At 47.2% G+C, this 12,532-nt stretch carries 16 protein-coding genes and 5 tRNA genes; 18 read left to right on the forward strand and 3 right to left on the reverse strand.

Annotation, left to right across the window (positions count from 1 at the left end):
• Window positions 1-10 precede the first annotated feature (10 nt).
• The 6 genes from hslO (at window position 11) to ON16_RS14595 (ending at window position 1,660) form a co-directional block, all read left to right on the forward strand.
• Window positions 11-895, forward strand: coding sequence for an Hsp33 family molecular chaperone HslO (gene hslO / locus ON16_RS14570; RefSeq protein ID WP_040664211.1), 885 nt, complete (start codon window positions 11-13; stop codon window positions 893-895).
• A 120-nt stretch (window positions 896-1,015) separates the two neighbouring features.
• Window positions 1,016-1,092, forward strand: a tRNA-Val gene (locus ON16_RS14575).
• Window positions 1,093-1,217: 125 nt separating this feature from the next.
• A tRNA-Asp gene (locus tag ON16_RS14580) sits at window positions 1,218-1,294 on the forward strand.
• Window positions 1,295-1,326: 32 nt separating this feature from the next.
• Window positions 1,327-1,402: transfer RNA gene (locus ON16_RS14585), tRNA-Phe, on the forward strand.
• A 3-nt stretch (window positions 1,403-1,405) separates the two neighbouring features.
• Window positions 1,406-1,481, forward strand: a tRNA-Gly gene (locus tag ON16_RS14590).
• Between the two features lie 105 nt (window positions 1,482-1,586).
• A tRNA-Cys gene (locus ON16_RS14595) sits at window positions 1,587-1,660 on the forward strand.
• An 802-nt stretch (window positions 1,661-2,462) separates the two neighbouring features.
• On the opposite strand, the gene ON16_RS14600 is transcribed toward ON16_RS14595, so the two are convergent.
• Together ON16_RS14600 and ON16_RS14605 are read right to left on the reverse strand one after the other, a co-directional pair.
• Window positions 2,463-2,642 (reverse strand): hypothetical protein, encoded by a 180-nt coding sequence (locus ON16_RS14600; protein WP_040664212.1) that lies wholly within the window; start codon window positions 2,640-2,642, stop codon window positions 2,463-2,465.
• A gap of 78 nt (window positions 2,643-2,720) precedes the next feature.
• Entirely contained in the window at window positions 2,721-3,128 is a 408-nt protein-coding gene (locus tag ON16_RS14605; RefSeq protein ID WP_040664215.1) for a hypothetical protein, read from the reverse strand.
• Window positions 3,129-3,297: 169 nt separating this feature from the next.
• Here ON16_RS14605 and ON16_RS14610 point away from each other — a divergent pair, with 169 nt between their 5' ends.
• A complete protein-coding gene (locus ON16_RS14610; protein WP_040664218.1) occupies window positions 3,298-3,501 on the forward strand; it encodes a helix-turn-helix domain-containing protein in 204 nt (67 codons plus the stop codon).
• 240 nt (window positions 3,502-3,741) lie between these two features.
• On the opposite strand, the gene ON16_RS14615 is transcribed toward ON16_RS14610, so the two are convergent.
• Complete coding sequence (locus ON16_RS14615) at window positions 3,742-4,278, reverse strand: 2'-5' RNA ligase family protein (protein ID WP_144032141.1); 537 nt, start codon at window positions 4,276-4,278, stop codon at window positions 3,742-3,744.
• A 265-nt stretch (window positions 4,279-4,543) separates the two neighbouring features.
• Between ON16_RS14615 and ON16_RS14620 the strand changes: the two genes are divergently transcribed.
• The 11 genes from ON16_RS14620 (at window position 4,544) to ON16_RS14670 (ending at window position 12,245) form a co-directional block, all read left to right on the forward strand.
• Window positions 4,544-5,380 (forward strand): pirin family protein, encoded by an 837-nt coding sequence (locus ON16_RS14620; protein WP_040664224.1) that lies wholly within the window; start codon window positions 4,544-4,546, stop codon window positions 5,378-5,380.
• Window positions 5,381-5,809: 429 nt separating this feature from the next.
• Window positions 5,810-6,376: an NADPH-dependent FMN reductase gene (locus tag ON16_RS14625; RefSeq protein ID WP_040664227.1), complete on the forward strand. Its 567-nt coding sequence runs from the start codon at window positions 5,810-5,812 to the stop codon at window positions 6,374-6,376.
• 274 nt (window positions 6,377-6,650) lie between these two features.
• On the forward strand, window positions 6,651-7,040 hold the full coding sequence (locus tag ON16_RS16380) for a Fur family transcriptional regulator (protein ID WP_040664230.1): 390 nt from the start codon (window positions 6,651-6,653) through the stop codon (window positions 7,038-7,040).
• Between the two features lie 25 nt (window positions 7,041-7,065).
• Window positions 7,066-7,368, forward strand: a complete 303-nt coding sequence (locus ON16_RS14635; protein ID WP_040664233.1) for a demethoxyubiquinone hydroxylase family protein — start codon at window positions 7,066-7,068, stop codon at window positions 7,366-7,368.
• 216 nt (window positions 7,369-7,584) lie between these two features.
• Window positions 7,585-7,746, forward strand: a complete 162-nt coding sequence (locus ON16_RS14640; RefSeq protein ID WP_040664236.1) for a rubredoxin — start codon at window positions 7,585-7,587, stop codon at window positions 7,744-7,746.
• Between the two features lie 334 nt (window positions 7,747-8,080).
• Window positions 8,081-8,947: a nitroreductase family protein gene (locus ON16_RS14645; RefSeq protein ID WP_040664239.1), complete on the forward strand. Its 867-nt coding sequence runs from the start codon at window positions 8,081-8,083 to the stop codon at window positions 8,945-8,947.
• Window positions 8,948-8,990: 43 nt separating this feature from the next.
• A complete protein-coding gene (locus tag ON16_RS14650) occupies window positions 8,991-9,359 on the forward strand; it encodes a desulfoferrodoxin (protein WP_040664242.1) in 369 nt (122 codons plus the stop codon).
• A 272-nt stretch (window positions 9,360-9,631) separates the two neighbouring features.
• The gene (locus tag ON16_RS14655) at window positions 9,632-10,186 is read left to right on the forward strand and encodes a rubrerythrin family protein (protein ID WP_040664245.1); all 555 of its coding nucleotides are present in this window, start codon (window positions 9,632-9,634) and stop codon (window positions 10,184-10,186) included.
• 32 nt (window positions 10,187-10,218) lie between these two features.
• Window positions 10,219-10,731: a ferritin gene (locus ON16_RS14660; protein ID WP_040664247.1), complete on the forward strand. Its 513-nt coding sequence runs from the start codon at window positions 10,219-10,221 to the stop codon at window positions 10,729-10,731.
• A 93-nt stretch (window positions 10,732-10,824) separates the two neighbouring features.
• Window positions 10,825-11,373, forward strand: coding sequence for a glutathione peroxidase (locus ON16_RS14665; protein WP_040664250.1), 549 nt, complete (start codon window positions 10,825-10,827; stop codon window positions 11,371-11,373).
• 236 nt (window positions 11,374-11,609) lie between these two features.
• Window positions 11,610-12,245, forward strand: coding sequence for a flavin reductase (locus ON16_RS14670; RefSeq protein WP_040664253.1), 636 nt, complete (start codon window positions 11,610-11,612; stop codon window positions 12,243-12,245).
• Window positions 12,246-12,532 lie beyond the last annotated feature (287 nt).

A 12,532-nucleotide genomic window follows, 5' to 3' on the forward strand; every position in this document is an offset into this window, starting at 1 on the left:
GGAGCGACACATGAGCGACAAGATCGTAAGAGCAATTTCCGCCGACGGCTTTGTGAAAGCCGCGGCGGTTTCCACCCGCGATTTGACGGAGCGGGCCAGAAATATTCACCGCACGCTGCCTGTGGCCACGGCGGCTTTGGGCCGCGCTTTGGCGGCCGCGTCCATGATGGGCAACGCCCTGAAGAGCGACGGAGCCAGCGTGACGCTGCAATTTAAGGGCGGCGGCCCGCTGGGAACGGTTTTGGCCGTGTCCGACAACGAGGGCAACGTTCGAGGGACCGTGGATCACCCGGCGACAGATCTGCCCCTGCGGGCGGACGGCAAGCTGGACGTGGGCAGTGCCGTGGGCCATGAGGGTACGCTGACCGTGATCCGGGACCTGAACATGAAAGAGCCGTATGTGGGCAGCGTGGGGTTGATGGGCGGCGAGATCGCTGAGGATCTGGCGGCTTATTTTGTGGAGTCCGAGCAGATTCCAACGGCCTGCGGCCTTGGGGTCTTGGTGGACCGGGATCAGAGCGTGAAAGCAGCGGGCGGCTATTTGATTCAGCTTCTGCCCGGCGCGGGAGAGGGGACGATCTCCAAGGTGGAGGGAAGCCTGATGGCGGCCGGAGCCGTCACTGCTCTGATGGAGAAATATCCGAACCCTGCGGACATGCTGCGGGCGGCACTGCCGGATTTTGAACTGGAGTTTTTGGAAGAGAGTCCGGTGGAGTACCGCTGCACCTGTTCCAGAGAGCGTATGGAGCGGGCGCTGATCTCTATGGGCGCAGCGGAGCTGCGCAGTTTGATCGACGAGCAAGGCGGTGCGGAGTTGACTTGCCGCTTCTGTGATCGGGTTCAAACCTTCACAAAGGCGGAATTAGAGGAACTGCTCACCTCAGCAAAACGCTGACCGCGCAAGGGTTTTACACGATTTTAAAAATATTTTTAAAAATTTTCGCGATTTCGGTTGACAGAACGGGGTCCTTTTTGTATAATAACTTTTGCCGTCTGACAAACGCGGACGATATCCGGGAGCATAGCTCAGCTGGTTAGAGCACCTGCCTTACAAGCAGGGGGTCACTGGTTCGAGTCCAGTTGTTCCCACCATTTAAAATTCAAAGGGTTTAAATGGAGTATGCAGTCTGCGTTGCCGATTTGCCAAGTGTATTTGGACAAGTTTAGGGGATGTTGGGCATGTGTCTGACGGCAAGAGCAGTTCTTGGAAAGTTTATGGCCCGGTAGTTCAGTTGGTTAGAACGCTAGCCTGTCACGCTAGAGGTCGACGGTTCGAGCCCGTTCCGGGTCGCCATTTTCCTGCGGGAAGCCCCACTTCCCGCATATGCCTTCGTAGCTCAGTTGGTAGAGCAGAGGACTGAAAATCCTCGTGTCATTGGTTCGATTCCGATCGAAGGCACCATTTGCGGGCATAGCTCATCTGGTAGAGCGCCACCTTGCCAAGGTGGAGGTAGCGAGTTCGAGCCTCGTTGCCCGCTCCAAATCTGAATGCCCACACACGAGTGTGGGCATTCAGGTTCCCTTAAAATATTTTGCGGTTTTACTGGACTTTTTTGAGTTGATCGCATATAATAATAAGAGTCTACGGTGACATAGCCAAGTGGTAAGGCAAGGGTCTGCAAAACCCTCACCCCCGGTTCAAATCCGGGTGTCACCTCCAGAATGAATCTCAGGCAAAGGTACAAAGGATTGTGCCTTTGCCTCGGATTCTTATCCAAAGGAAAAAACAGCGAAGAAACCGCCATAGTGATGGCGCATAGATCTGCACACCGATGCAGTCTCCCCGTCAAGTCTGTGCGGGGCCGTGAGGAAGTATCATTATCAATCGGCGTTTCATCGCAGCTTCTCAGGTCACGCTCATCTCTAGGCGTGATTGCCTGTTAGGAATCGTTGCGCCTCGCCCGGCGTCGTTCCCAGTGCTGGCCGTCCTCGCGGTACGGCCCGTCGATTGTCTTGTTTAAATTCTTCGCTGTATGGCCAAAGCATGAGTTTATACACAACCAGAAAGAATGCGCTTTCGCGCAACAACTTTTCTATAATTGTGGACAATAGCCGGTGCAACGGCTATTATCGAATAAAGCACTTTGGATTTTTTCAAGGTGCAGTGGTGTTTGAGGTGAAGGGTTCTCTCCGAAAGGGGAGGGCCTTTTACTTTACCTCAAACATTTATGTTACAACGCCGATGGGGGTCATTCGACCAACGCAATCCTTCAGAAAGACGCGTCTTCGGCGTAATAACCGTGTGTACTTTGCAGTACCCCGTCATTTTAACGCCAAACTGGACAAATAGCAAGAAATATGTGGAATTGAAAAAAATTAGGAAAAATATCTTTTCCACTCTGCTTCTGCGCTTGCGGTGATCTACCGCCTTGCCTTGCGGCGTGGCCGGTCGATATAATCTAGAAGGCGGAATAACCACGCAATCAGCGTTCCTGCGCCGACCGTGCATAGAAGAAGCGACATCATTGGAGCGCTTTGATCTCGTCGTCCGCTGCATGGAGGGATTCGCTGGTGCAGTAAAATGCATCATCCACATACAGGATGTACGGGGCAGCTCCGGCCAGAAGCAGATCCGGGTGCCGCCGCTTCAGTTCAAAATGGTGCCCATTGATCGCGCCGCTCTTTACAGTCTGCTCTCTCATAAGAAGATTCCTTCTCCACGTTTGCCCGGTAGGTCAGGCTGACTCTCAATCCTCGTAATCTTCAGGGGCGGCATTCGATCAGTGATCGATCTTCCAGTGGAGCCACACAGCGTGCAGTTCTCGCGTCATCGGCTCCGGCGAATCCGTTTCAATATAATCCTTCGGCCCGAAGATCACCAGCTCGCTGGAGAGGAAGTCTGCCTGCATGATGACCTTTGCCGGGACATGTCCATCGCTGCTCGGAACCTCAATACGGTAGAGGTACAGATTGCTGTCATAGTACCAATCAGACTGGATATAACGCTCCTCGGCGTCAGTCATCTCAATCTCGTTGATGTATTTTGCCAGCGCACCGTGCGCCTCCACACGTACCGGGGGCTTGTCCCAATCTGTAATGTCGCCCAGAATCAGATCCGCTACGCAGCATCCCTTGCTGCTAAAGCCCATGCTCGATACTGTGCCATGATATTTGAAAAGACGTTCCATTTGATTACCCCTCTCTAATTTTCATTCGATCCTCTATAACCATAATATACACGATATAGAGTTGATATTCAATTGATTGTTCTTACAAATTATTAACCTTAAATCGTTCATATTGTCTACTTTCAAATGTTCATAAAAGCTGATATACTGGCAAGAGGAGGTGGATTTCGTGATTGTTTACAAAGACATCCTTGGAAAGCTTTTGGAGGCAGGATACACGACATATCGAGTTCGTAAAGAAAAGCTGCTTCCAGAAAGCACCATGCAAAAGTTACGTAGCGGTGGCACTGTCACCACAGAAACGATTGACACTCTTTGCCGGTTACTGCACTGCCAGCCGGGCGATCTGATGGAGTACGTGGAGGATGAGTAGCCCAATCCTTTTTCTTTCCTCCTGTAGGTAACAAAGCTCTTGGTCATAAAGCGAGGCGGCCTTCGGAAGTAATTCTTCCGAAGGCCGCCTGTTGATGCGGGCACAATTATAAACATAATGAGTATTTCAAAGCCTTAAAATGCTCCACCTTAATAGGTATAATGTGAAATTGGGAGAGATTCATAGTAAGCAGTGCCGGCATTTTTCATGGAATTCATATTCCTTCTTAGCTTCTCGGACTCACAATGCTTGCAAGTCAAATGCCCCAGCAGCTTCGCTCGTATCAGACGAAGTTATTTTTAACCGCGTAAGTTCCGCTGTAAGTGATGAAAAACCTTCCCAAAGAATTGAAAGCAAACTCTGTTCCTGTCCGGGATCAACTGAAGCGATTGTCATATGCGGGGTCCAGTTTTTTTGTTGAAGCGAATATAGACACCCTTTATCCGTGCAACAGGTATCATATTTCCCATGTATATCTGAATGGAGTTTTAGAAGGTTATAGTTGGAACAGGGAGCTATAAAACACAGGCGGGAATCCGGAAAAAATCCAAAATGGTTAAAGCAAATCCCAAATTTTTTGTGTTGCACTGCGACTGTGGAAATCCACTTGAATAAATTTGCGTCATTCAGATTTGTATAGATGCCAAACGATATATGGGGTTCATATGCATCAATAGTGATACCTTGTATTTTCAATTTTTCTTTAATGCAGCATATTTCTTCATTAAAGTGATTGTCAAATGTGCCCATTACACATAACGTCCGTAATTGTTTCAAAATATTCCTCCATGCACGCAATATCTTTTTCTTATTAATGCATTTACCTTATCCAATACACTATACCAGCATTTTGTAAATTTCAACTGTTTTTATATCTAATGTAGGGAGGAATCCACTACGAAAACTTGCTTGTTAATGTAGACAAGCTGTGATATAAAATTTGCTCGAATTGCGCACCAGGAACCGTAAGAATTTAGTTCAGCTCTGTAGATACATTTCGGCTTTTGACACAGAGCATATGAAATTTAAGGAGGTATACGATTTGATTAAGCGGGAAATCATCAAGCAGATTCGTGGACAAAGAGCTGTGGATGGCGCCGGGGTCCATCTTGTTCGTGTACTCGGGAACAACGATGTTAAAGATTTCGATCCTTTTTTAATGTTGGATTCGTTTGATTCTACCGACCCTTCTGACTATCTTGCCGGATTCCCCATGCACCCACATAGGGGAATCGAAACCATTACGTACCTGATTTCCGGCAGAATTGATCATGAGGATTCTCTGGGAAATAAAGGAACAATTTGCTCGGGAGAGTGCCAATGGATGACAGCCGGCCGCGGCATTTTACATCAGGAGATGCCGAAAGAGTCAGAAAGAATGCTGGGATTTCAGCTATGGCTTAATCTTCCTCGCCAGGAAAAGATGACAACGCCTGCATATTGCAGCCTTACAAGGGATTTGATTCCTACAATCAACAGCGGAAAAGCGGAGATTGGGGTCCTTTCCGGTCGCTTTGGGGATGTGGCTGGGATCACTCCGGCACATATCCCTTCAACGATTTATGACATTATGCTTCCAATCGGGGAGGACATTACTGTTCCAACAAAGAAGGACGAAACAGTTTTTGCCTTTCTTATCGAGGGAGATGCTGTCATCAACAATCAGACAATATCATCGAAATCGGCGATTCTATTCGAACGTGGAGATTATATAACTGTTTCGGCGAAGCCAGAATCTGGATTGCGGTTTATTTTCTTTTCTGGAAGGGCACTGCATGAACCAATTGCGTGGGGCGGACCTATCGTAATGAACACTCAGGACGAGCTGATGACTGCGTTCAGGGAGCTGCACAATGGTAGCTTTATTGAGCAAAGTTGAAATGGTAAATACTTTTAAAAGCTTGTTTTGATATAATTCGAGGTAAAAGATCCAACAAAAATTGTTTTTTAGGATTGTTTTTTAAGAATTTTGATAATGAAATAACTTGAAAAAGGAAATTTTCATCAACGAAAATTTTTAGAAGCAGTATATGAAAGCATTTACTAAAGAATAAATTAATTTTAGAAACAAGTATATATTATAACTTTTACGGAAACAGACCTTCCATATTTTGACAAAACTGTTTTCCCCCATATACATCCTGCGCATTCCGGACAACCGAAATCATCAGAGATATCCTCGCATTTTGTACCCGGTACCCTAATCGGGGAAACCCTTTGCCTCATCATATTGTCGGTAATCAATAATTTGTACACGCGAAAACACTCAAAAGCGTATGTCAAACTTATTATATAAGGAGAATGAATTATGAATAACAAGAAGATTGGTATATTTGTGGGAAGCCTTCGCAGAGGTTCCTTTAGTCGCTCCATTGCAAAGGCGGCTGTATCGCTTTCACCAGCGGAACTTGAATTTCGTTTCATCAATATTGGCGACCTCCCACTGTACAACCAGGATTTTGACGATGACGGACAATTGCCCAAATCATATGAACTATTTCGCAACGAAGTGGCAGAGCTCGATGGATTTCTTTTTGTAACTCCGGAATACAATCGCTCCATTCCAGCCGTACTAAAAAATGCACTAGATGTGGCTTCCCGCCCATATGGGCATAATGTCTGGAGCGGGAAGCCGGGTTCCATCATCAGCGTATCTCCAGGCGGACTTGGCGCTTTTGGGGCCAATCACCATCTGCGCCAACCTATGGGATTTTTGAACATTTTGCTTCTTCAGCAACCGGAAATCTACATTAGCAAAGTGGCCTCCCTTTTGAATGAACAGGGAGAGCTTGTTGATGAATCGACCCGCACGCACCTGAAAAAATTTATGGATGCTTTCTCTGAATGGGTAAGAGTTATTTCTGAGTCTCATTGAATCTTTTAAGCATCGAATTTAATTGCGCATAACAGCGACGTAGGACGTGTAGTAAAAGCTTTCGGAGCAGAAGTTAAGATTGAACGCAACGGAAACAACCGCGCAACAAAAAGCATTTAGTTTCGCAGGGGCATTATAACAATATTTTACTATTTTTTTATTGATTAATAGGTTGACGAAGGAAGAAGTGAGTGGTAAAATAAAATCAAACATTAATTAAGACTGTGTCCTGATATTTGAATCAATATAATTATTTATTGCTGCGGGTGATTTTATGAATAGACGGTACAGCATTCAGAAACAGGCGATTCTGGACGCTTTGGGCCGACTCTGCCATCCAACAGCGCAGGAGATTCTAGAGGAAATTAAGAAACAATATCCTCGCATTAGCAAAGGAACTGTTTACCGAAATCTGAATCTTTTGGAAGAGGACGACATTGTAAAACGGCTTTTTTTTCCTGGCTCCTCGGATCGCTTCGACGTCGATGTACGTCAGCACAATCATATCCTCTGCGTGCGATGCGGTCGAATTTTCGATCTGGAACCGGACAGTATGGATAATATTGACCGACAAATCGAACAGGAAACAGGTTTCACAATTATAAAGCACGATATCACGTTTCAAGGTGCTTGTCCCGAATGTAACCGGGGAGAGCATAAATAATTATTGTATGGGAGGCTGATTTAAAATGCCATCTTTTGCAAATCCATTCCAAGGAAATGTCGACCGTAAGATGAGCAAGGAGGAACTTATTCAGGCTATTCGTCTGGACATAGCGGGCGAACTGGAAGCCATCTATTTGTATGACGCTCACGTGCAGGCGACGGACAACGAGGTAGCGAAAAAAGTGATTGCGGATATCCGCGACGAGGAAAAGGCTCATATGGGCGAATTGATGACGCTGCTACGCACACTCGACTCGAAAGAGGCCGACCTGTTCGCCTTGGGCGAAGCGGAGGTCCGGGAGATGCTGGGCGAGCTCGAAATTTAACGCCCCGGCTGAAAAACCTTCCGGTGGTACTTCGGAACCCGTGAGGGCCTGATCGATAAAACATGACACTTGAAAAACAAAGCGGAGGTTGGAGCCTTTAAGTGATTATACGCAATTCCCGGGTACGAGCAGGAATTAGCCCAGCATATCTTGTTTACAAGTTTTCATGTATTATTTTAGCAAAAACTAAAAATATAAAAAGAGGGGCTGATCAAAATGAAAAAATATGTATGCACAATTTGCGGTTATATCTATGATGAAACGTTGGGCTGCCCGGAGCAGGGAATTGCTCCCGGAACCAAATGGGAAGACGTCCCCGAAGACTTTACATGTCCGGATTGCGGCGCCGGGAAAGATGCGTTTGAATACACGGAATAAAACATCAGGAAACGGCCGCATTTTTTCGATGCGGCCGTTCCTGTATTTAGGCGAAACTTACGGTTAACCGAACCTTATCGAGAGGACTTCAACTCTCTTTTGCTGGGCGGAAATTCAATATTCGACTTTTCTAATTGACCTATTTTAACGATTGACTTTTATAAAAACAGGTGCATACTAAGAGGAGAAAGTTTCTAAAAAAGTCAAAAAAAGGAATAAAATTTGATAAGAAATTGGTGTTGCGCGGGTATTTCCGTAATGAACGCCAGTTTATTGAACGGTGCCGCCGCAATTCTCTCATCCTTGAAAATTTTTAGTAGGAGGAATCAAACTTATGGATTACAGCGCAATGATTCAGAACCGAAAATCCGTGCGGGAGTTTCAGGATACGAAAGTTCCGGAATGCACTCTCGATAAGATCAAGCAGTACTATGACAGCGATAGTAAAAAACTGGTTCCCTCTATTCATACCGAGCTTCGCTTTTTCGGATGCGGTACACGGGAAAAGCTGATGGGCGCGGCAGGTTACCATGATTTTATGATTGGCAATGCCGACTATTTTATCCTCTTATCCGACAACGCGGACTTTATGATCGAAAACGCAGGCTTTCTTGCAGAGGATCTTATTCTGCATATGACGGAATGGAATCTCGGCAGTTGCTGGCTCACATTTGAGGACGGAGAAAAAATCAAAAAAGCGTTGGCAATCGAATCCGACAAGTGCGTCGTTGCCATTGTTGCATTTGGCTTTGAAAAGAAGTCCTCAAAGCGGATCTATCTCAACATAAAGAGCATGTCCAAGATCGATATTGATATAAAACGGGGATATTATTCTCCGCATCTTGGGATTAATGGTATGGTGTTTTCGGGAAAGTGGGGCAATCAAGCCGGGGTTGATGAAGAAATCGGTGATATGGACAGCCCCCTTTGGCAGGCATTTTACGCCGCAAGTCTTTCTCCGAGCTACCTCAATTGCCAGCCGTACGGTTTTGTCCTGGACGGTGACGCGGTGGTCTTGATTTCAAAAAGCGATGCTTGTACGGATGAAAAGGACCAAAAGCTCAATCTGGGAATCGTGATGCTGCATTTTTCCGGCGTCGCGGCGCAAATGACCGGAAAGATCACCTGGAACCTCGGTTCCTACGAAAAAGATCTCGGCCTGCCACCGATGTGTAAGGCTGTGGCCTATTGCAGGTTATAACTGCTTTGACATATCCAAAATAAACAGAAAAGAGGAACAAAAAATGGTTGAATTTTATCGTTGCGAGCTCTGCGGAAATATGGTTGCGCTGATCAAAAAGGGTGGAGGAACCCTGGTGTGCTGCGGTCAGAATATGACAAAGCTAGAAGCCAACTCTACCGATGCGGCCAAGGAAAAGCATGTTCCCGCTGTTTTGCGGGAAGGCGGAAAAATCAAAGTTACCGTTGGTTCTACTCCGCATCCCATGCTGCCGGAACACCACATTGAGTGGATTGCGCTGGTCACCGACGACAAGGTGGAGCTGAAGTATCTGAAACCGGGCGAAGAGCCCCGGGCAGAATTTGCCGAGGTTCCCACCGGTACGGTTTACGCATACTGCAATCTGCACGGTCTCTGGAAAGCTACGCTATAAGGCCGCGTAAACGACAGATCGACTTCAGAATGATCTACCATTCACTTTGCCGAGTTTTTGAAAGGCATTGAAAAGAAAAGAATGCTCACCGCAAGAGCCCGGAGAAAGATCCGGGCTCTTGCGCTTGTAGACATTCTTAGAATATGCTCAAGATGGAATCCGAAAGCGCAGAGGGCACCCATGGTAGAGCCCTCCGGCAGATGGGAAGACGAGCAGGGCCAGCAAAATTCTGGCGGCTCAAACTAAATTTATTGAAAAGGGGTCGTTTCCAAATGTTTGTAAACAATGCGATGACATCCGATTTCCTTCACTCCGCCTATGGCGGTGAGAGCATGGCGCACATGCGGTATCTGATCTGGGGCGATATGGCCGAAAAAGAGGGATTTCCCAATGTGGCCCGTTTGTTCCGTGCCGTGGCATTTGCCGAGCAGGTCCATGCCGGCAACCACATGCGTGAAATCGGAGGTGCCACCGGCGACGCAACCGTGACGGCAGGCGGTGTCTTCGGAACAAACAAGACGGCGGACAACCTCCAGGGCGCCATCAACGGCGAGCTGCATGAGGTGGAACAGATGTATCCCGTGTATTTAAACGCAGCCGAATTTCAGAAGGAGACGGGAGCACAGCGCTCCTTCCGCTTTGCCCTGGAGGCTGAAAAGCAGCACGCGGAACTGTTCGGAAAGGCTTTGGAGGCTGTAAAGGCCGGCAAGGATCTGGAGCTGGCGGCAATCTACGTCTGTCCCGTATGCGGACACACGATTCTGGACACCCCGCCCGAGCGCTGCCCCGTATGCGGCGCAAAGAAAGAGGCTTACCACAAGTTCTGATACCAAATTTTTAAATAAAGGGGAATAGGCTAATGTTGGATCAAAAACTGGTTTCCTTACTGAATAAGCAAATTAACTTTGAGTGGTACTCTGCCTATCTCTATCTGGATATTTACAGTTACTATACGGATCGGAATCTGAACGGGTTCGGTAACTGGTTCTATGTACAGACTCAGGAAGAGCGGGATCACGCGATGCTGTTCACCCGGTATTTGCTGAACAACAACGAACGGGTTGTCCTGCAGGATGTACGGGCGCCGCAGAATCACTTTGAAGATTTCCGCACCCCTGCGAACACCGCTTTCGAACATGAACAGCAGGTGACAAAGGCGATCAACCAAGTTTATACGGCGGCCTATGACCTCAAAGATTTTCGCACGATGCAGTTCCTGGACTGGTTTGTCAAGGAACAGGGGGAAGAGGAGAAAAATACAGAGGATATTGTCAAGCGCTACGATTTGTTTGGCAGCGATGCCAAAAGTCTGTATCTGTTGGATTCGGAGCTCGCCGCGAGAGTATACGCCCCTCCGACGCTGGTGCTGTAACAACGGCGGAGGAATCCTCTTCCGGAGGTACCTCCGCACAAAAACAGTGATAATTTTTGAAATTCCGGCAGGAATATTGAAGGAGTTGAGCTCATGACTGTATATGATTTTCGGGTAAAGGATATCAGCGGCAAGGAGGTTTTCCTTTCGGAGTATTCCGAAAAACTTCTCCTGATTGTGAACACGGCAAGCAAATGCGGATTTACACCGCAATATGACGGTCTTGAAAAACTCTATCAGAAATATAAGAATCAGGGCCTGGTGGTCCTTGGATTTCCATCCAACCAATTTCTTGCTCAGGAGCCGGGCGGTGAAGAGGAAATCTCCTCTTTCTGCCGGTTGAATTACGGCGTCACATTCCCCCTCTTTTCCAAGATCGATGTGCGGGGCGACCAGATGGACCCGTTGTTCCAATACCTGAGTGACAGCGCGCCTTTCCAGGGCTTTGAGATGTCGAAGGAGTCCGGCAAAAAAATAAGGGCCGTGGTAGAAAAATATTATCCAGAAAACCTGGAGGGAAACGGGATCAAATGGAATTTCACCAAGTTCCTTGTGGGAAGGGACGGGCATGTGATGAAACGCTTCGAGCCCACCCAAACGCCTGAAGAACTGGAACCGTCTATCGAAGCAGCCCTTTCCTAAAACGTTCAAAATAATCTGCGAGGAATAAGAGCATATGGGGGACAGGCGGCGCTGATGTATCAGTTTGACAATTATCCTGGATTTAAAGACAAAAAAAGACAGTACCAGGCTAAGATGCTGTCTTATAATATTTTGTAAAATGTTCAAATTTTTCTTGACATTTGCTTGTTGTAAAAATTAGAATTACAAAATATACGAATGGATTGCCGGAAACGACACAGAAAGGGAGCGCTTTTATGAGTAGAGCTTTTAACGCGAAGGCATATGAAGCCATGGACTATGGCATGTATCTGGTATCTACAACGGCGAATGGAAAGCGGCACGGCTGTATTGTCACCTCGTTTGCACAGGTCACGTCATCTTATCCTCCTCGTTTTACTATAACCTTGAATAAGGATAACGCCACCACGGATGCGATTTTGGCTTCCGGTGTTTTCTCTGTGACGCTGTTGGGAACCGAGTGTTCACATGAGGTCATCAATACCTTTGGCTATAAATCGGGTCGGGTAGGTGATAAGTTCAACGGATTCGAGACGAAGACGGATGAAGCGGGCTGCCCATATTTGACGGATCACATGGTATCCCGGGTCAGCTGTCGCGTGGTGGAAAAATTGGAGATTGGGAACTATCTGCTGTTCGTGGGCGAAGCCAGCGAGGCGGAAGTTCTCGCCGGCGGAGAAATGCTGACGCTGGGCGCCTTTTCTGGACGCGGCAAGAGTACGCCCCCTACCGCTACGGTAGTCAGAGAGATGGTGGGCAATGGATTCCGCTGTACGGTCTGCGGTTATATCTATGAGAGTGAAACTTTGCCACCGGACTATATCTGTCCCGTTTGCCATGCGCCCGCCAGCAAGTTTGTTCCTAACGACTAAAGCGCAGAGTACAAAAAGGCGTCCGCTTATAGCGGGCGCCTTTTCTGAAGTCGGAAAGCGGCAAATTTTTTCTCTGATAAGTGGTGACGATCTCGACCGGCAGAGAAATTCTTGATTGACAAGGCAGTATGATAGAAAAAATTGACTACAAGCAGGGTGTATCCCAAATTCTGTGTAAACTCCAAACGGTGGAGCAGAACGGAGCAAAATATTATTGGGCGGCAGCGGCTTGACCGATGCCGCCTTTTTCTCAACATAATGTAAGCAGTCAAGTAAAGTGCACACTT

The sequence above is a fragment of the Oscillibacter ruminantium GH1 genome (genome assembly GCF_000307265.1).
GTDB classification, from domain to species: domain Bacteria; phylum Bacillota; class Clostridia; order Oscillospirales; family Oscillospiraceae; genus Oscillibacter; species Oscillibacter ruminantium.

What these genes read in the sequence shown, in the direction of transcription:
- hslO (WP_040664211.1), top strand. Translation starts at nt 11, where the DNA reads ATGAGCGACAAGATCGTAAGAGCAATTTCCGCCGACGGCTTTGTGAAA.
- ON16_RS14600 (WP_040664212.1), bottom strand. Translation starts at nt 2,642, where the DNA reads ATGAGAGAGCAGACTGTAAAGAGCGGCGCGATCAATGGGCACCATTTT.
- ON16_RS14605 (WP_040664215.1), bottom strand. Translation starts at nt 3,128, where the DNA reads ATGGAACGTCTTTTCAAATATCATGGCACAGTATCGAGCATGGGCTTT.
- ON16_RS14625 (WP_040664227.1), top strand. Translation starts at nt 5,810, where the DNA reads ATGAATAACAAGAAGATTGGTATATTTGTGGGAAGCCTTCGCAGAGGT.
- ON16_RS16380 (WP_040664230.1), top strand. Translation starts at nt 6,651, where the DNA reads ATGAATAGACGGTACAGCATTCAGAAACAGGCGATTCTGGACGCTTTG.
- ON16_RS14635 (WP_040664233.1), top strand. Translation starts at nt 7,066, where the DNA reads ATGCCATCTTTTGCAAATCCATTCCAAGGAAATGTCGACCGTAAGATG.
- ON16_RS14640 (WP_040664236.1), top strand. Translation starts at nt 7,585, where the DNA reads ATGAAAAAATATGTATGCACAATTTGCGGTTATATCTATGATGAAACG.
- ON16_RS14645 (WP_040664239.1), top strand. Translation starts at nt 8,081, where the DNA reads ATGGATTACAGCGCAATGATTCAGAACCGAAAATCCGTGCGGGAGTTT.
- ON16_RS14650 (WP_040664242.1), top strand. Translation starts at nt 8,991, where the DNA reads ATGGTTGAATTTTATCGTTGCGAGCTCTGCGGAAATATGGTTGCGCTG.
- ON16_RS14655 (WP_040664245.1), top strand. Translation starts at nt 9,632, where the DNA reads ATGTTTGTAAACAATGCGATGACATCCGATTTCCTTCACTCCGCCTAT.
- ON16_RS14660 (WP_040664247.1), top strand. Translation starts at nt 10,219, where the DNA reads ATGTTGGATCAAAAACTGGTTTCCTTACTGAATAAGCAAATTAACTTT.
- ON16_RS14665 (WP_040664250.1), top strand. Translation starts at nt 10,825, where the DNA reads ATGACTGTATATGATTTTCGGGTAAAGGATATCAGCGGCAAGGAGGTT.
- ON16_RS14670 (WP_040664253.1), top strand. Translation starts at nt 11,610, where the DNA reads ATGAGTAGAGCTTTTAACGCGAAGGCATATGAAGCCATGGACTATGGC.